Annotated in this window: 15 protein-coding genes; 8 read left to right on the top strand and 7 right to left on the bottom strand. The window is 62.7% G+C overall.

All coding sequences use genetic code 11. The annotated features are described in order from the left end of the window. Positions 1–22 precede the first annotated feature (22 nt). A complete protein-coding gene (hemN, locus tag H6M51_RS10600) occupies positions 23–1372 on the bottom strand; it encodes an oxygen-independent coproporphyrinogen III oxidase (RefSeq protein WP_185809824.1) in 1350 nt (449 codons plus the stop codon). A gap of 192 nt (positions 1373–1564) precedes the next feature. Here hemN and H6M51_RS10595 point away from each other — a divergent pair, with 192 nt between their 5' ends. Beyond that, a complete protein-coding gene (locus H6M51_RS10595) occupies positions 1565–2290 on the top strand; it encodes a Crp/Fnr family transcriptional regulator (RefSeq protein WP_185809823.1) in 726 nt (241 codons plus the stop codon). A 37-nt stretch (positions 2291–2327) separates the two neighbouring features. Here the strand turns inward: H6M51_RS10595 and cbiB are convergent, their stop codons facing one another. From cbiB to cobA, 4 genes are read right to left on the bottom strand one after another with little or no spacing between them, the layout of a single operon-like run. Continuing rightward, a complete protein-coding gene (gene cbiB, locus H6M51_RS10590) occupies positions 2328–3305 on the bottom strand; it encodes an adenosylcobinamide-phosphate synthase CbiB (RefSeq protein ID WP_185809822.1) in 978 nt (325 codons plus the stop codon). After that, positions 3302–4306: a threonine-phosphate decarboxylase CobD gene (gene cobD / locus H6M51_RS10585; RefSeq protein ID WP_185809821.1), complete on the bottom strand. Its 1005-nt coding sequence runs from the start codon at positions 4304–4306 to the stop codon at positions 3302–3304. The genes cbiB and cobD overlap by 4 nt, the downstream gene beginning before the upstream one ends. Continuing rightward, a complete protein-coding gene (locus H6M51_RS10580; RefSeq protein ID WP_185809820.1) occupies positions 4303–5607 on the bottom strand; it encodes a cobyrinate a,c-diamide synthase in 1305 nt (434 codons plus the stop codon). The genes cobD and H6M51_RS10580 overlap by 4 nt, the downstream gene beginning before the upstream one ends. Beyond that, complete coding sequence (cobA, locus tag H6M51_RS10575; protein ID WP_185809819.1) at positions 5604–6461, bottom strand: uroporphyrinogen-III C-methyltransferase; 858 nt, start codon at positions 6459–6461, stop codon at positions 5604–5606. The genes H6M51_RS10580 and cobA overlap by 4 nt, the downstream gene beginning before the upstream one ends. Positions 6462–6568: 107 nt before the next feature. Here cobA and H6M51_RS10570 point away from each other — a divergent pair, with 107 nt between their 5' ends. Both H6M51_RS10570 and H6M51_RS10565 read left to right on the top strand, forming a co-directional pair. After that, on the top strand, positions 6569–7696 hold the full coding sequence (locus H6M51_RS10570; RefSeq protein ID WP_185809818.1) for a cobalt-precorrin-5B (C(1))-methyltransferase: 1128 nt from the start codon (positions 6569–6571) through the stop codon (positions 7694–7696). Then, the gene (locus H6M51_RS10565; protein ID WP_185809817.1) at positions 7686–8378 is read left to right on the top strand and encodes a cobalt-precorrin-6A reductase; all 693 of its coding nucleotides are present in this window, start codon (positions 7686–7688) and stop codon (positions 8376–8378) included. The genes H6M51_RS10570 and H6M51_RS10565 overlap by 11 nt, the downstream gene beginning before the upstream one ends. An 11-nt stretch (positions 8379–8389) precedes the next feature. On the opposite strand, the gene H6M51_RS10560 is transcribed toward H6M51_RS10565, so the two are convergent. Beyond that, positions 8390–11803: a DUF3971 domain-containing protein gene (locus H6M51_RS10560; RefSeq protein ID WP_185809816.1), complete on the bottom strand. Its 3414-nt coding sequence runs from the start codon at positions 11801–11803 to the stop codon at positions 8390–8392. 122 nt (positions 11804–11925) lie between these two features. Between H6M51_RS10560 and bcp the strand changes: the two genes are divergently transcribed. The 5 genes from bcp to H6M51_RS10535 all read left to right on the top strand — a co-directional run bounded on the left by bcp (position 11926) and on the right by H6M51_RS10535 (position 16844). Then, the gene (gene bcp / locus H6M51_RS10555) at positions 11926–12393 is read left to right on the top strand and encodes a thioredoxin-dependent thiol peroxidase (protein WP_185809815.1); all 468 of its coding nucleotides are present in this window, start codon (positions 11926–11928) and stop codon (positions 12391–12393) included. 1 nt (position 12394) lies between these two features. Next, positions 12395–13240 carry a ferritin-like domain-containing protein gene (locus tag H6M51_RS10550; RefSeq protein WP_185809814.1) on the top strand — a complete coding sequence of 282 codons (846 nt, stop codon included), beginning with the start codon at positions 12395–12397 and terminating at the stop codon, positions 13238–13240. Positions 13241–13372: 132 nt separating this feature from the next. Further along, positions 13373–14683 carry a M23 family metallopeptidase gene (locus H6M51_RS10545; protein WP_185809813.1) on the top strand — a complete coding sequence of 437 codons (1311 nt, stop codon included), beginning with the start codon at positions 13373–13375 and terminating at the stop codon, positions 14681–14683. A gap of 230 nt (positions 14684–14913) precedes the next feature. Beyond that, positions 14914–16431 (top strand): DEAD/DEAH box helicase, encoded by a 1518-nt coding sequence (locus H6M51_RS10540; protein WP_185809812.1) that lies wholly within the window; start codon positions 14914–14916, stop codon positions 16429–16431. A 5-nt stretch (positions 16432–16436) separates the two neighbouring features. Then, positions 16437–16844, top strand: a complete 408-nt coding sequence (locus H6M51_RS10535; protein WP_185809811.1) for an NUDIX domain-containing protein — start codon at positions 16437–16439, stop codon at positions 16842–16844. Here H6M51_RS10535 and H6M51_RS10530 read toward each other — a convergent pair. Continuing rightward, on the bottom strand, positions 16832–17173 hold the full coding sequence (locus tag H6M51_RS10530; RefSeq protein ID WP_185809810.1) for a TfoX/Sxy family protein: 342 nt from the start codon (positions 17171–17173) through the stop codon (positions 16832–16834). The two genes, H6M51_RS10535 and H6M51_RS10530, sit on opposite strands and share 13 nt — an antisense overlap. Positions 17174–17175: the final 2 nt, after the last annotated feature.

Raw genomic sequence — 17175 nt, 5'->3', positions numbered from 1 at the left:
AAATTTGCGACGTTAGTGTTGCCTAAACAGCAATCGAATGGCGTCCCTTGCCATTGCCGAGATAGCTGTCGAAGACGGCAGCGATGGTCCGGGCGAAAGGACGACCGATCTCGGTGATGACGAAGCGGTCGCCTTCGACAAGACAGATCCCATCCTGGTTCGACTGTGCAAAAGCTCTTGCCTCGGCGACGATAGCCTCGGCCGCATCGCCAAACTCGGCCCGCAGATCCGAGAACTCGACGGCAAAAGCGCACATGATCTCCTCGATCACCCGGCGGCGCAGTCGGTCCTCAGCATTGACCTCGATGCCACGCACAGCCGTCAATCCACCAGCATCCGCCATGCGCTGATATTCGCCCGTGGCAGGCATGTTCTGCACGTAACCCTGCGGCAATTGCCCGATCGAGGAGGCGCCAAGGCCGATCAGGGCTTCCGCCGCGTCATCGGTATAGCCCTGGAAATTGCGGCGCAGGCGCCCTTCCCTCTGCGCAATTGCCATCCGGTCGGAGGGCAGCGCGAAATGGTCGATGCCGACGGGCTCATAGCCGGCGGCAATCAGCATCGAAGCGGCAAGGTTCATCTGCGCGAAACGCTCCTCGAGACCGGGCAGCACCTCTTCCTTGATCATCGTCTGATGCTTCTTCATCCACGGCACATGCGCATAGCCGAACAGCGCGATGCGATCCGGGGCAAGCGACAGGATGTCTTTGACGGTTTCGGTGAGCGTCGCCTCGGTCTGGTGCGGCAACCCGTAGAGGATATCGCAGTTGACCGAATGCACGCCTCGCGCACGCACAGCGTCCACGACGGACTTGGTGTGCTCGAAGGTCTGAATGCGATTGATGGCTCTCTGCACCTCAGGGTGGAAGTCCTGGACACCCAGGCTTGCACGGGTCATGCCGATGGCGGCAAGGGCGTCGTAGCGCGGCTCGTCGAGGTCGTTCGGATCCATCTCGACGCTGATCTCGACATCCTCGGCAAACCGGAAGGCAGCTCTCAAAGCTGCCATCAGGTCGATCATATCCTCAGGACGGACCATGGTCGGCGATCCCCCGCCGAAATGCACGGCTGTGACGGCTGCCTCCCGGCTGACGAGCGAACCGACGGCTGCGATCTCCTTTTTCAACGATTCCAGATAGATCGCGATCGGCTCATATTTCAGCGTATGTTTTGTGTGACACGCGCAGAACCAGCACAACCGGTCACAATAGGGAATGTGAATATAGAGCGAGATTTGCTCGCGTCCCGTGATCGCCCTAAGCCACTGTGCATATTTGCCGCAGTCCACCGTCTCGTTGAAATGTGGCGCGGTCGGATAACTTGTGTAACGGGGAACAGCGCCGGAATACTTGGAAAGAAGGGTGTTTTGCATGGTCCTGCGCTGCCTTGAGACGTGTCGAGCTACGACCAAAGATAGCGCCGTCAGCAGAGCCGCCCTTTGACTTCGATCAATTTGCTGATACATTTCTCACGTAGAGTTTATCGAAACTCAGCGGCCCGAAACGGGCCACCGACCGGGCTCGACGGTGTGTGTCGCGAACCGGTCCCACGGGATGGCACGACCATGGACACCTACAGAAAACACTTCCCGGAATGCGAGGCTCCGGCCGTTTGCCGTTCCTGCGAAGCCCGTCACGGCGGTCTCTGTTCGGTGCTCACCGCCTCTCAGCTGACCGAGCTGAACAAGCACTCGATGCGCCGCCGGATCGACTCGGGCAATGAAGTCATCGGCCAGGGCGAACAGGTCGGCAGCTACAGCAACATCCTGAAGGGCGTGATCAAGCTATCGAAGATGATGGCCGATGGCCGCCAGCAGATCGTCGGCCTGCAATTTGCCCCAGACTTTCTGGGCCGCCCTTTCCTCGGCGAAAGCACGATCACGGCAGAAGCCGCGACAGATACCGAAATCTGCACCTTTCCGCGCAACATCGTTGACCGCATGGTCGGCGAAGTCCCGGACATGGAGCGCAAGCTGCATGCCCAGTCGCTGAAGGAGCTCGACGAAGCCCGCGACTGGATGTTGACCTTGGGCCGCAAGACCGCCCAGGAAAAGGTGGCGAGCTTTCTATACCTGATCGCGACTCACATCGATCCGGAGAGCGAGGGAACGCAGACCTTCGATCTGCCGCTCTCGCGTGCCGATATCGCCGATTTCCTGGGACTGACAATTGAAACCGTCAGCCGCCAGATGACCAAGCTCCGCAAGGACGGCATCATCGTCATAGAGAACAACCGCCACGTCATCGTGCCGAAGCTGGAACGGCTCCAGGACGCAGCCGGGATCGATTGAGGCGATAAGCCCCCAACACCGACAGACTGGCGACGGCTTAGGCGATGCAGCCGATCAACCACACCCCTGCGACCGAGAGCGCCATCAACGTGCAGGCGGTGTAGAACACGCGAATTCCGAGAAGGATATCGCGCGCACCCGCATCCTTTCGTCCGGCTGCATGCATCATCGGTTCGCTGACCCGCACGCCGCCATAGACCCGTGGCCCGGCGAGTTGCAGGTCGAGCGCGCCTGCCATCGCGGCTTCCGGCCAGCCGGAATTGGGCGATCGATGCAACCCGCTGTCACGCAGCGCGGCGGAAAACGAGCGGCGTCCGGCAGCCGCACCCAGTCTCCATGCTGCGGCGAGCGCGATGAAGACGGACGACAGCCGCGCGGCGGGCCAGTTTGCGAGATCATCGAGACGGGCGGACGCCCAGCCGAAATCACGAAAACGGTCGTTCTTGTGCCCGATCATCGAATCAGCCGTGTTGAGCATCTTGTAGGCAAGGATGCCGGGCAGGCCGGCGATCGCAAACCAGAATACCGGCGCCACCACGCCGTCGGCAAAATTCTCCGACAGGCTCTCGATCGCCGCGCGCGAGACGCCGGCTTCGTCGAGCGTCTTTGGGTCTCGACCGACGATCATCGACACGGCCTGACGACCGCCTTCGAGTCCATCCTGCAAGAGCCCGTGCGCCACCGCCTGAACGTGATCACCAAGGCTCTTCTGGGCCAGGAAAACGGCAACGACGACGATTTCGAGGACGACACCGAAGAAGCCGAGGTGATGGAAAATCGAGGTCAGAAGCTGGCCGACAACGACGGACGCGACGAGCAATGCGATGATCGTCACGACACCATTCAGACGCCGGCCCTCTGCCGTGAAGCTCGCCCTGTTCAGCCGCGTCTCGAAGAGATCGATCGCCTTGCCGAAGATCACCACCGGATGCGGGATGCGGCGCCACAATGAGGGCGGATCGCCGACGACCCGGTCGAGCCCGATCGCAGCAAGCAGAACGAGGAAATGGCTCATGCCGTCGGCCTCCGGAAGGACAGAAGTGCGTCGAGAAGCCGCCGGTCGCCCTGAGCGTCGGGAGCGAGCCCGAAGCGAAGCCAGTCGCTGCGATAATCGAACTTGCGCGTCAGAATATGATGGCGGCACAGGTGATCATGCAGCGCCGCAGCATGCGTGTCTTCCACCAGTTGGAAAAGCTGCGTACCACCGCGAAGAGTCAGACCAGCCTCGCGCAGAACCGCCGTAAGCCCTTCGAATCGCCGGCGAATATCCGCACGGATGGGTCCGGTGTCAGACGACATCAGCTGCTCTGCCAGAATGAGCGCCGGACCCGAGACCGCCCAGGGTCCGAGCCATTCGTCAAATTGCGCCGTCAGCCGATCCTCGGCGATCACGAAACCGAGTCGGATGCCGGCCAGTCCGAAGAACTTGCCGAAGGAACGGAATACGACGAGGTTGCCGCGCCCCTCCCCCGCAAGGCTGTCACCTGGCTCCATGTCGCTGAAGGCCTCGTCGACGACGAGCAGCGCGTTACGCGTGGCGAGATCGGCCGCGAGCCGGCAGAGCGTTTCGCGCGGAAAAAGACGTCCGTCGGGATTGTTGGGATTGACCACGACGACGAGGTGGTGATCCCGGGTGACAGCGTCGAGATCGGTGATCTGATCGACGGCAAGGCCCGCAAGTGTGAAGGCTCTCACATATTCGCCATAGGTCGGCGAGAGAACCGCGACACGGCGGCCGACCGGCACCAACCGTGGCAAAAGCTGAATGACCGACTGCGTGCCGGGCACGGGAAGCGGCAGGCGGGAGCCGGAACCATAGTGACGGCGCGCGGCCTGCCGGGCGGCCAACTCGCGCTCCTGGTCCGGAAGGCGATGCCAGGCGCGCATCGGGATCTCCGGCAAGGCCGGCGGACACGGGTTGATGCCGGTCGACAGATCGATCCAGTTCTCGATTTGCCCCCCGAATTCCGCGGCCGCGGCAGCAAGCCCTCCGCCATGCTGGATCGGTCCGCTCATGGCACCTCTCCTGCGATATCGATCAGATGCATGTAGGAGCCGGCGATTGCGCCACGCCTCAGCCCCACGGACCCCTGCGCTTCGCCCAGCGCATCCTCGGCTTCGAACAGGCGATCCGCTTCCCCCTCGGAGATAACCGAGGAATAGTGAAACTCGTGCGCGGTGAACTGCCCGGCCAGAAAATCAGGCGCAAGCGACCGCAGGCGTCGATAGCCGAGATGGCGTTTGCGCGCCGCATAACTCGTGACCAGCGGCAGGAGGCCGAGCATGGCATGCCGGTCTCCGCCAGCATCGATCAGGCCCTCGCCGAGCACCATATAGCCCCCGCATTCGCCGTAGATCCTGGCGCCACGCACTGCACCTTGCGCCATCCCGGAGCGAAACCGCCCGGCGGATGCGAGAACCCCGGCATGCAGTTCGGGATAGCCGCCTGGAAGATAGACCGCATCGGCGTCGCCTGCTGGCGCTTCATCGGCGAGCGGTGAAAAAAAGGAGAGTTCCGCACCTTGGGCACGCCAGCCTTCAAGAAGATGCGGATAGGAGAAGGCAAAGGCGACATCGCGGGCAACAGCGATACGCTGGCCAAGCGGCGGAATGCCTGTGACAGCGGGGATGCCGGACGGCGGAGGCGCCCTCCCCGCCAGCGTGACCACCTGGTCGAGATTAACACCGCTTTCGACGGCATCGGCGGCGCGCTCGATGAAGCTTTCAAGCGCTGAATGTTCGCCAGCCTGGACGAGTCCGAGATGACGCTCGGGCAGCGCGAGCTGAGGATCGGAACGCAGACTACCGAGGACCGGCAACTCTGTTTCCGCCATGGCGGTACGCAGCATTCTCTCGTGCCGGTCGCTGCCGACGCGATTCAAAATGACCCCGACCACCTGCACATCCCTGCGGTAACGCGCAAAGCCGGTGGCAAGTGCGGCCACGGATTGCGAGGTGCGCGCGCAGTCGACGACAAGCACCACGGGCAGTGACAGGAGAGCGGCGAGATCGGCGGCACTGCCGCGACCATCGGCGGCACCATCGAAGAGGCCCATCATCGCTTCGACGATCAGGGTGCCGCTCGCCGCTGAGCGGGCGGCCTGCGCCTGGAGATGCGAGGACCGCATGGCCCAGGGATCGAAGTTGAAGCAGGGAGAGCCGCTGGCTGCGGCATGAAAGGCGGGATCGATGTAATCAGGGCCAGCCTTGCCGGGTGCGACGGCCTGCCCACGCCGCGCCAGCGCCCGCATCAGGCCGAGCGTTACCACCGTCTTGCCCGAACCGGAGGCCGGCGCGGCGATCAGCAGTCCGCTCATGCCGTGTCTTTCCGCTCCACGGCAAAGGGATCGGGCAGAAGCTTGCGTCCCGACAGCGCTCCAAGCCAGTCGAGCGAGGGCCTGAGGCGAACGACCTCGCCGATCACGACGATCGCCGGCGGCTCGATGCCGGCGGCCAGCATGTCGGCCTCGGCCCGCCCGAGCGTGGTTTCCAGAACGGTCTGTTCCGGCGTCGCCGCATTGCAGACAAAGGCCACGGCCTCGTCCGCGTGACGCCCGGCCGTCATCAGATTGGCCGCGATCTGGCCCATGTGTTTCATCGCCATATACATGACGATGACGGGTGAGCCGCGACCGATCGCTTCCCAGTCGATCCTGTCAGGCACCACACCGGAAGAATCATGGCCGGTCAGGAAGGTGACGGCATGGTTGACTTCCCGATGGGTGACGGGAATGCCGGCATAGGCAAGACCGCCGATGCCGGCGGTGATGCCGGGCACGATGCGGAAGGGCACGCCATGTTCGATGAGCGTCAGCGCCTCTTCGCCGCCGCGCCCGAAGACGAAGGGATCGCCCCCCTTCAGCCGCAGCACACGATGGCCGGCCTTGGCGAGTTCGACGAGACGCAGTGAAATGTCGCGCTGCTTGGCCGAGGGCTTGCCGCCCCGCTTGCCCGCATATTCGAGCACGGCGCCGGTTCGCGCGAGCTTGAGGCAGTCTTCATTGACGAGCGCGTCATGCACGATGACATCGGCTTCCGACAGCCCTTTGGCCGCGAGCAGCGTCAGAAGCCCCGGGTCACCGGGACCTGCGCCGGCCAGCCAAACATGACCGGGCTCGATGGCCGGCAGGCTTGTTGGCAGGGCAAGACGCGTCGTGTCACTCATGCTCATGGTCTAGGCCCCGTCCGAAGAAATTGCAATTCCGTGACGCCGCTTTCCGCATCGAAGGTGCCGTCTGCTGCCTTCCTCAATCGGGCCGCCTCGCCTATAAGCGAGCCATGAGTGACGCTGAGCGAAACGACGCGAAGGAAGGCCAGCGGCTGGATAAGCCCGAGGGCGCGCCGCTGCGCACGGGCTGGACGACCGGCGCCTGCGCGACGGCAGCCACCAAGGCGGCCTACACGGCGCTTGTGACCGGGCATTTCCCGGATCCCGTCTCGATCACGCTTCCCAAGGGCGAAACACCCGCCTTCGCGCTGGCCCGCGAAGGCTTCAGCGCCGGGGGCGCCTTTGCGGGCATCGTCAAGGATGCCGGTGATGATCCGGATGTGACCCATGGTGCCACCGTAATCGCAGAGGTGACCCGCCTAGCCCCCGGAAGCGGCATCCGCTTTGTGGCCGGCGACGGCGTCGGCACGGTGACCAAGGCGGGTCTGCCGATCGCCGTTGGAGAAGCAGCGATCAACCCGGTGCCGCGCGCCATGATGACGGCCGAGATCGAGGCTCTTTCGGCGGCACATCAGGTGCCACCGGATGTGGAAATCCGGATCTCGGTGCCGGGCGGCGCCCTCATCGCCGAAAAGACCTGGAACCCGCGGCTCGGCATTCTCGGCGGCATCTCCATCCTCGGCACGACGGGTGTCGTTCATCCCTTCTCCTGTGCGGCCTGGATCCATTCCATTCATCGCGGCATCGACGTGGCGCGCGCGGAAGGGCTTACCCATGTGCTTGGTGCGACAGGCTCGACCTCCGAAAAGGCGGCCCAGGATTTTTACGCCTTGCCCGATGGCGCGCTGATCGACATGGGCGATTTCGCCGGCGGACTGCTCAAATATCTCAGGGCCCATCCCGTGCCGCGCCTGACGATTGCAGGCGGTTTCGCCAAGATGTCGAAGCTTGCCCAGGGCGCGCTCGACCTGCATTCATCCCGCAGCCAGGTCGACAACGCCTTCTATCTGGCGCTGCCTCAGACGCAGTCGCTGGCGCCTGAACTGCGTCTTTCGATCCAAAACGCCAACACTGCGCTTGAAGTGCTCGAAATCTTGACGAGACAAGGGATCGACATAGCGGCAGCCGTAGCGGACGCCGCCAGAAAGACGGCGGAAGGCGTGCTGCGCGACAGCGGCGTGGCCGTCGACATCATCGTCACGGACCGCAAGGGAACGATCATTGCCCATGCGCCCTGAGGATGAGGCAAAGCCGCAAAAGATCCTGATCCTCGGGGGCACGGCCGAGGCACGGACGCTCGCCGCCGAGCTCGTGGCGCAAGGCCATGCCGTGACCACCTCGCTGGCCGGGCGGACGGTGGATCCGATCCTGCCGGAAGGCACAGTCAGGATTGGCGGCTTCGGTGGCGCGGACGGGCTTGCCGCCTATCTGCGCGCCGAAGGCTTCGACCGGTTGATCGACGCCACGCATCCGTTTGCCCGCCGCATCAGCGAAAACGCCATCAAGGCGGCCGCGATCTCGAAGGTTCCGCTGGAGCAGAGACTTCGGCCACGCTGGCAGAAACAGCCGGGAGACCGGTGGAAATCGGTTGCCTCGCTCGAGGAGGCAGCGGATGCCCTGCCCTCGGGATCGACGGTGTTCCTCGCGCTGGGGAGGCAATATCTGGACGCCTTTGTCAGCCGATCCGAGTGCCGATTCATCATCCGCATGGTCGATCCGCCGGAGACACCGCTTGCCTTCCCCGATCATCTCCTGGTGCTCGGCAAGCCATCCAGCGACCCAGATCGGGAGGCCGATCTCTTCACCGCCCACGGCGTGACACATATCGCCTGCCGCAACTCCGGCGGCCCGGCGGGTTACGCCAAGATCATCGCGGCACGAAAGCTTGCCCTTCCGGTGATCATGATCGAGCGCGATTGACGACGGCCCACTCAGCGGAATTCGAAGATCTGCCGGAAGACGCCCGGCGCAATGATCGACAGCGGATTGATGGCGAGATTGGGTTTGGAGGTCGCGCCCGTGAGCTTGAAGGTAATGCCGAGCAAACCACGATCTCGGCCATTGCCCAGGATGGCACCGATGACGGGCAGCTCGCCGAAAAGGCGATTCAGGCCATAGGCCGGCATGAAGGTACCCGTGACATCGATCCGTCCAGACTGATCGCGCACGATCCCCTGGAAGGTCGCACCGACCTGATCACCGCGCACGATGCCGTTCTCAACGCTGAGTGTACCGTCAACCAGCGCAAGCCGCGCGAAGGCGCGCTGGAATTGGGCGGAACTGACATCGATATTGCTGCGAACGGCGTTGTTCAGACTGCGGCCATCGGCACCGGCCGGCGCGGAAACGATCGTTTGCAGGCGCTCTTCGTTCTCGACCTGAAAGTTGCGCAGATCGAGATTGCCGCTCCAGGCGCCCTCCCGGGTTTCGGTCAGACGCAGATTGGCAAGACCGCTGCCCAGGCGCTTGTAGGCATCGAAGAAACGGAGCACCGCACCGGCATCACTTGTCGTCACAGAAAGCTCGCGCAACTCGTCCGGCCGTCGCAGTTTGGCAACCAGCGCCTGGCCGCTGCCCGTCACCCCGGAGAAGTCGACCCCCGTGACACGGCCTCTGGCAGAGCTGTAGACGACCGATACGCCGGCCAGTTGCTCGCCACTAAAACCGATCACCCGATCGAACCGTCCTTCGAGCTTCAGCGACGTTCGGGAGGTTCTGGAACCACTTCCCTCGCCAGAAGGCTTCTGCAGGGTCGAAATCAGAGACCGGGCATCGAAGGCCCTGCCATTTGCAACGACCGAGTAGACGCCCTTGGCGAGACGCACGGTCAGAGCGACCTCGTCTTCCGGAGAGAGCCGGACCCGCGACAGATTGGCCGCCACGAGTCCTGTGTCGTCGACCGTCATTTCGCCCGAGGCACCGAAACCGTCGCCCTCAAGATCGAACTTGCGGATCAACGACTGCTTGCCTTCTTTCGTCAGTTCGAAGGTGGCCGTGGCACCGATTCCCTGCCCCTTGGACCACCCGACCCAGGGGATCGTGAGACTTGCAGACCGGAGATCGACCGAAGCGGCCTGACGGTTTTCTCCGAGCCGTCGGAGCTCAACCTTGATGGGGCCGTTGACAATGTCATCAAGCCCCGGCGCGATCTTGTTGCGGGCCGCGTTGTCGAGTGTTGCCGTCACGACCTGTTCGCGCGGCACGGCGCCGTCGCCACGACGAACCGGTTCGGTCAGATCGATCTCCATCGGCACGTCGTCGATTTTCGCCGAGGCTTTCAGCACAGCCTTCTGGGGATCGACAAGCAGCACTCCCTCGACTTCGGAGATCTTGCGCCCATCGAAGGGCTTGGCCACATCCACATCGTCGAGCGCGACTTCGGCATTCCAGCTCGGCTCGGGTGGTGCCTGATCCGGCGCGAGACCGACGCGGATCTTCGCCTGCCCGCGGACCTGCCCGGTAAAGTCGGAGGGTTGAAAATCAACGACTTTCAGGGCCTCTATCGGCTTGAACGAGACAAGTTCGGCAACGGCATCGGCAGCACCGCTGACGTCCAGTTCGAGATCGGCCATCAACGGCTTCTCATAGGCATTCTGCAGAACGAAACGACCGCGTTCCAGCTTCACCATTCGCCCAGAGGGAAAGAACGAGCCGGCGGAGTTGATGGCAACGTCGACACGTTCACCCGCCATGTCGAAGCGGCCATAGACATCCCGCAGCGGAGGCAAGTCGCCTGTCAGGTTGAGCCGCGCATCTTCGAGGTCGAAACCGATCTTCAACTCGTCGGCATTCAGTTGCACCGGTTTCGGATCGATCGACAAGCGGTTCTGCGGAATGAAGACATCGATCGTGCCTTGCGGGATGAGGCCGCCGAAGATGTTTTCGAGCACCCATTTCCGGGGCTTTGAAGCGATCCAATAGGGCCAGAGTTGCTTGACGACGCTGGTGCGCATGTTCTGCACCTGCGCATTGAAACGGATCTCCGGTCCGGTGCCGCCGAACCCGACCTGCAGCTTGCCGCGCATATTGCCAGCCGGCGTCGAAACATCGAGCGTGTCGAGTTGCAACCGGTTTTCTGCCACGAGGTATCGGCCATAGCCCTTCAGAAAGAAGGGGAACGGCGTCTCGCCCGCGCTTGGAACATTGGCCCGACCGTCGGTTACGACAACATCGATACCGAAGCCCTTGCCAAAGTTCTTTCCCTCCGGCAGCCGGTCGAGATCGATGACACCGCCTGACAGCGGCACCACGGTTTCGCCGAAACGCGCCGTTGAATCGGCAAGTTCTATGGTCTCCTTGACAAAGTCATAGGACAGCTTGAGCCGCGCATCGCTCAGCGCCTGACGCTGGCCATCGGAGTAGAGGCTTGCATCACGCATGTTGATGCCAAGGGACACATAGGGCTGCTGCCCCTGTTCCTCGCGCCGTGCCGTCAGCAGAAGTTCGGCCGACCCGTCAATCCCCTGGCGGGCCTCACCCGAGTGCGACCGCCGCAACAGAAAGGGCGTCACCCTGATATCGGCCACCCGCATCGTAAGCGAACTCGCCCGCCCTGCGACATTCGTCGTCAGTGCCGTGAGTTCGGTCTGCTGCCCGTTTACAGCAACCACGCCGAAGATGGAGAGCGAGCCGTCCTCTCCCCGTTCGAGCACGATATCGTCGATGGCAATGGTGAGCGGACGACCGCTCGCACTTGTGGAGGCGATTTCGAGACCCGCAATGCGCATCCGGTCGAGTCCACCCCGGGTGATGAAACCCTGCATCCGGTCGAGTTCCGCGAAGGCGTCGGCCAGCCGGGACGGCACCTGGTCTATCCGCCAGTTGGAGAGGTCGATCGGTTCGCCCTTCGGCAGCACCGTGGCATCGAGATTGATGCCCTCGCTGACAACTTCGCGAATCGAGAATCGTCCGCCGAGCAATGCTAGCGGTTCGACGATAAATCGGACAGAATCGGTAAGCGCGACTTCCTGACCGCCGCCCTGTTCATGCAGAGTGACATCCCGCGCCTCGACGGTCAGTTCCAATCCGCTGGAAAAGCGCACTTCAGTGCCGCCGATCTTGGCGTTGAACTGTGGCCCGAGTGCTCTGTTGAGGACGGTCTGGGCGCGCTGCGTCAGGGCCGCATCAAGCGTCCCGCTCTCGACCACCGCATAAACGCCCAAGAGAACCACGAGCCACAGCCCGGCAAAACCTGCCAGCACCCGAAGAAAGCGCCGCAACAGCGAGCGCTTCGGCGGCGGACAATGCACGATCAAGGGATCCTCGGCCTGGGCAGACGGAAGAGAATGCAGCGGTGGAATGTCCCGCTTGCGAAACCGTAGCTTTTCGCCCCGGATCTCCGACATGTCCTGGTGATTGTCTCCGTCGATCGATGCCGCTAACAAGTCGCTCTGGACGACTGCGGAGCGGACTATATATCGATGACGCCCACATTCACCCACAAAACGGGCAAAAGAAAGGTTATCCCATGACGGATTTGACTGCCGGGGACATGGCCCCCGATTTCTCCCTGCCCCGCAACGGCGGCGGCACCGTTTCGCTCTCCGATTTTGCCGGAAAACCCGTGGTTCTGTATTTCTACCCGAAAGACGACACGAGCGGCTGCACCACCGAAGCCGTCGACTTTTCAGGCCTTACTGCCGAATTCGAAAAGCTCGGCGCGACCGTCATCGGCATCTCCCCTGATTCGGTAAAGAGCCACGACAAGTTTGCCGCCAAGCACAACCTGTCCGTGGTGCTCGCTGCCGACGAGGAACACAAGGCGCTCGAAGCCTACGGCGTCTGGAAGGAAAAGAGCATGTACGGCAAGACTTACATGGGTGTCGAACGGTCGACCTTCCTGATCGACAAGTCCGGCAAGATCGCCGAGGTCTGGCGCAAGGTGAAGGTGCCCGGCCATGCGGGAGCCGTTCTGAAGGCGGCGCAGGCCCTCTGACATGCCCGAGACGAAGCAGCCCGAGACGGCTTTCCATTCCCTTCGCGGCGCTGCCACTCTCGCAATCCTGAGCGCCGACCTCGACGAAAAGACGGCGCTCGCTCAAGCCGCAGCACTGCGCTGGCAGGAGCGGCGCCTCTCCCTTCGCTCGCCGCTCGACCCGCCTTTGCCGGACAGACCGGGCCGCCCGGCAAAACCGGAACTGGTGCCACCCAAGGCAGTCGAAAAGCGCTCGTTGCACACCCTGCCAGGCCGGATCGCGCTTCTGCACGCACTCGCCCATATCGAACTGAATGCGGTTGACCTGGCGCTCGACATCGTCGCCCGCTTTGCAAGCGAGCCCGTGCCGCATTCCTTTTTCGACGGCTGGATGAAGGTGGCCTACGAGGAGGCCAAACATTTCCGGCTGGTGCGCGACAGGTTGCGGGCGTTGGGCGCCGATTACGGCGACATGCCGGCCCATGACGGCCTCTGGCAGGCGGCCCACTCGACCAGGAATGACCTCACCGCCCGTCTGGCAGTGGTGCCCTTAATTCTGGAAGCACGCGGGCTCGACGTCACCCCGTCTTTGCAGGAGAAAATGCGCGAGACCGGCGACATCGAAAGCGCCGAGGTCTTGAAAGTGATCTACGACGACGAGAAAGGCCATGTGGCGGTGGGCGCCAAATGGTTTCGCTTCCTCTGCGCCCGCGAAAAGCGCGATCCGGCCAAGGCATTTCAAGAACTGGTGCGCGCCAATTTCCGTGGACAGCTGAAAGCCCCATTCAACGACGTTGCACGTGCCGAGGCGGGCCTGACGCCGTCCTTCTACCGATCGTTGTCGTCCAAGAACAATTCGTCCGTTTGACCCGTAAATCCAATCGGATAACGCTTCATTAACCCTAATTATGCGTAATTGCTAAAGGCGGATCGGACAGGCGACTCGCCGGATCGGGCAGAGCTGCGACAGCATCCCGCCCGACACGAATTGGGGGTCAGCGTGACGACGGGTTCGAACAGCCAGGTCTTCGGAAAGCGCAAGGAACAGCACATCGTCATATTGGCGAGCGGTGACCGCATACGCCATATGACCGTCCGCCCCTGGATGATGGCGCTCGGCATCTGCTTCATCGGCACCATGATGATCGGCTATCTCGGCGCCACCACCTATCTTGTCTTGCGCGACAACCTGATCGGCGCAACCATGGCGCGCCAGGCCCGCATGCAGCATGAATACGAAGACCGGATCGCAGCGCTGCGCGCTCAGGTCGACCGCGTCACCTCTCGCCAGCTGCTAGACCAGCAGGTGGTCGAGGAAAAGGTCGAGAAACTCCTCGAACAACAGATGGCCCTGACTTCGAGGCATGGGCGGATCGGAGCACTCCTGCAGAACGGCGCTACGCCGGAAGCCTTGCCGGACGACGGTCCTCTTCCGACGGAAAAACCCCTGATCGACGGCAAGGACAGCGCGTCGCTGGCCACGGGGCGGCAGGCCTTCGCCGCCCTCCTGGGCGAAACAGATCCAAGCCCTGCAGCGGATGTTGAGAACAAGCCGGCGCTTGCCCTGGGTTATGTCCCCATGACAAGCGACAACGTCGCCGATCGGGCTGACCGGCTGTTCTCTCACATGACGCTGTCGCTCAAGGAGATCGAGACGGAGCAGTTGCAGCGCATAGAGGAACTTGCAAACAGCGCCTCCCAGACCGCGGACGAAATTGCCGCGATACTGACGCGTCAGGGAGTTCCCATCGACGAGCAAGCCTCTCTGCCGGTGGCTGACGCCATTGGCGGGCCTTATCTCGCGCCGCAGTCGGATCGCGATTTCAACGCCTCCCTGAATGCCCTGGACGCGGCACTCACACGCCTTGAAACCGTGCGCGGCACTGCCAAACGCCTTCCTTTCGCCAATCCGGCCCCCGGCCAGGAAATCACCAGCCGTTTCGGCAACCGTCCAGACCCGTTTTTCGGCGGGCTCGCAATGCATGCAGGCATCGACTTCCGCGCTCCGACGGGCACGGAGATCCGCTCGACGGGTGCTGGTAAAGTCGTGACGGCGAGCTTTTCGGGCGGCTATGGCAACATGGTTGAGATCGACCATGGTCTCGGGCTTTCCACCCGCTACGGTCACATGTCCCGCATTCTGGTCAGCGAGGGTGATGTCGTTGAACCGGGGCAGATCCTCGGCCTGTCAGGCTCCACCGGACGCTCCACGGGACCGCATTTGCACTACGAAGTGCGCCGCCATGGCGACCCGGTCGATCCCATGCGTTTTCTCAACGCCGGAATGAAGCTGACACCGTTGATCAATTGACCAGGCAGAAAACCGATTCGGCCCAAGATTTAGGTGTGCCCAACAACAGGTTTTCAGATCCTTTGTAGCGCGCAATGGAATTAATCGTGCTTATTAAGCCTTTGTAGGGGTAAATCCGCCCGTTTCCTTGACTTTCCGGCAGTTTCCCACTATTCGCCGCAACCATTGGCGCCCGATCTCACGGGCTATTGAGCGATGTTCGCGAGAACAGGAACGGAAACTACTTCCCTTTGACCACTTTTGCTGACCTTGGCCTGAGCCAAAAAGTCCTTTCTGCCGTCACTGATGCCGGCTACACGATCCCGACCCCGATCCAGGCAGGCGCGATCCCGCCGGCCCTGCAGCGGCGGGACATCCTCGGCATTGCCCAGACAGGCACCGGCAAGACCGCATCCTTCGTTCTCCCGATGCTGACGCTGCTCGAGAAGGGCCGCGCCCGCGCCCGCATGCCGCGCACCCTGATCCTCGAGCCGACCCGCGAACTCGCGGCCCAGGTCGCCGAGAACTTCGAGAAATACGGCAAGAATCACAAGCTCAACGTGGCGCTTCTGATCGGCGGCGTGTCCTTCGAAGAACAGGACCGCAAGCTCGAGCGTGGCGCGGACGTCCTGATCTGCACGCCGGGCCGCCTGCTCGACCACTGCGAGCGCGGCAAGCTGCTGATGACGGGCGTCGAAGTCTTCGTCATCGATGAAGCCGACCGGATGCTCGACATGGGCTTCATCCCCGACATCGAACGCATCGCCAAGATGATCCCGTTCACCCGCCAGACCCTGTTCTTCTCGGCGACCATGCCGCCGGAAATCCAGAAGCTGGCCGACCAGTTCCTGCAGAACCCCGAGCGTATCGAAGTCGCCCCCCCGTCCTCGACGGCAAAGACGGTGACCCAGCGCCTCGTCGCCTGCCACAACAAGGATTACGAAAAGCGTTCGAAGCTGCGTGATCTGATCCGCGCCCAGGACGACCTGAAGAACGCGATCATCTTCTGCAACCGCAAGAAGGACGTCGCAGACCTCTTCCGCTCGCTCGACCGCCACGGTTTCTCCGTCGGCGCCCTGCATGGCGACATGGACCAGCGTTCGCGCACGACCATGCTGGCGAATTTCAAGGCCAATGCGATCACGCTGCTCGTCGCCTCCGACGTTGCGGCCCGCGGCCTCGACATCCCCGATGTCAGCCACGTCTTCAATTTTGACGTTCCGATTCACGCCGAAGACTATGTCCACCGCATCGGCCGTACCGGCCGCGCCGGACGCTCGGGTGCTGCCTTTACCCTGGTGACGCGCAGCGACACCAAGTTCCTCGATGCCATCGAAAAGCTGATCGACCAGAAGATCGAGTGGCTCGATGGAGACCTGTCGGCCCTTCCGGCGCCGGCGGAAAGCCATGACGAAAGCCGTGGAAAACGCGGTCGCGACAAGGGTCGCGAGCGGCGCGGCGGTCATAAATCCGATACGCGCAGCGAGTATGCAAAGCCTTCTGAGGCTCGCATCGAACCAGTCAAACCGGCAGAGGAACAACAGGTGATGGAAGCGGTCAAAGTGGAAGCGGTGGCAACGGAGCGCAGGGCGGACAAGCGCCGCGACCAGAACCCGCGCAACAACCGCAACAACCCCTATCCGGCCAATGACGACAACCGTGATCGCCGCCGCAACCGTCATCACGACCATGACGACGGCCCGACGCCCGTCGGCTTCGGCGACGACATCCCGGCCTTCATGCTGATCGTCGCTGCCGCCAAGGCCTGATCCCCGTGGGTCAGCCCGGTCTTGATTTCCCCGGTCTCGGGGTCGGTCTTGCCATCCTTCGGGATGGCAAACTGCTTTTGTGCAAGCGAATGAAGGCCCCCGAAGCCGGCCACTGGAACATTGTCGGCGGCAAAGTCGACCATATGGAGCGAGCCGAGATCGCCGCGCGCCGTGAGGCCGAGGAAGAAACCGGGCTTGCAATCGGTGCTATCCGATATCTGGGAATGACGGAACAACTGATCGAAGCCGACCGCCAGCACTGGATTTCACTCCTCTACGTCACCGAGGACACGACCGGCGAGCCGCAACTGACCGAGCCCGACAAGCTGTCCGAGATCGGCTGGTTCGACCTCGACGATCTGCCTCAGCCGCTGTCGGTCTTTACCCAGACGATTCTGACCTATTTGCGCTGAGACGCCTCACGCGCGGTAACCCGAATCGCCGCATCGAGCGCGATCCGCGCCCACTTCGCCATCAAGTCAGGATCATCGAGCGCCTCGTCAGGGATCGTCCAGTAGGGCATGGCGACAGGCTTGCCGCTCTTTCCTTCATAGTGCCAGCGCCGGGCGCCCGCCTCTTCCAGGAGCGGAGCGCTTTCGTCGTCGCCTTTGAACATCAGTTCACCGCGCAGTTCGACGGCGAAGATGATCCCACGGGCATAGATGCCCTTGCCACCAAACATCCGGCGGATCGTTACCGGCCCGACCGACTCGAACATGTCTTCGATCGCCGCATTGTCCATCG

This window comes from Rhizobium sp. AQ_MP (assembly GCF_014237835.1).
In the GTDB taxonomy this organism is placed as follows: Bacteria; Pseudomonadota; Alphaproteobacteria; order Rhizobiales; family Rhizobiaceae; genus Allorhizobium.
This window is presented reverse-complemented; position numbering and strand designations above follow the sequence as displayed.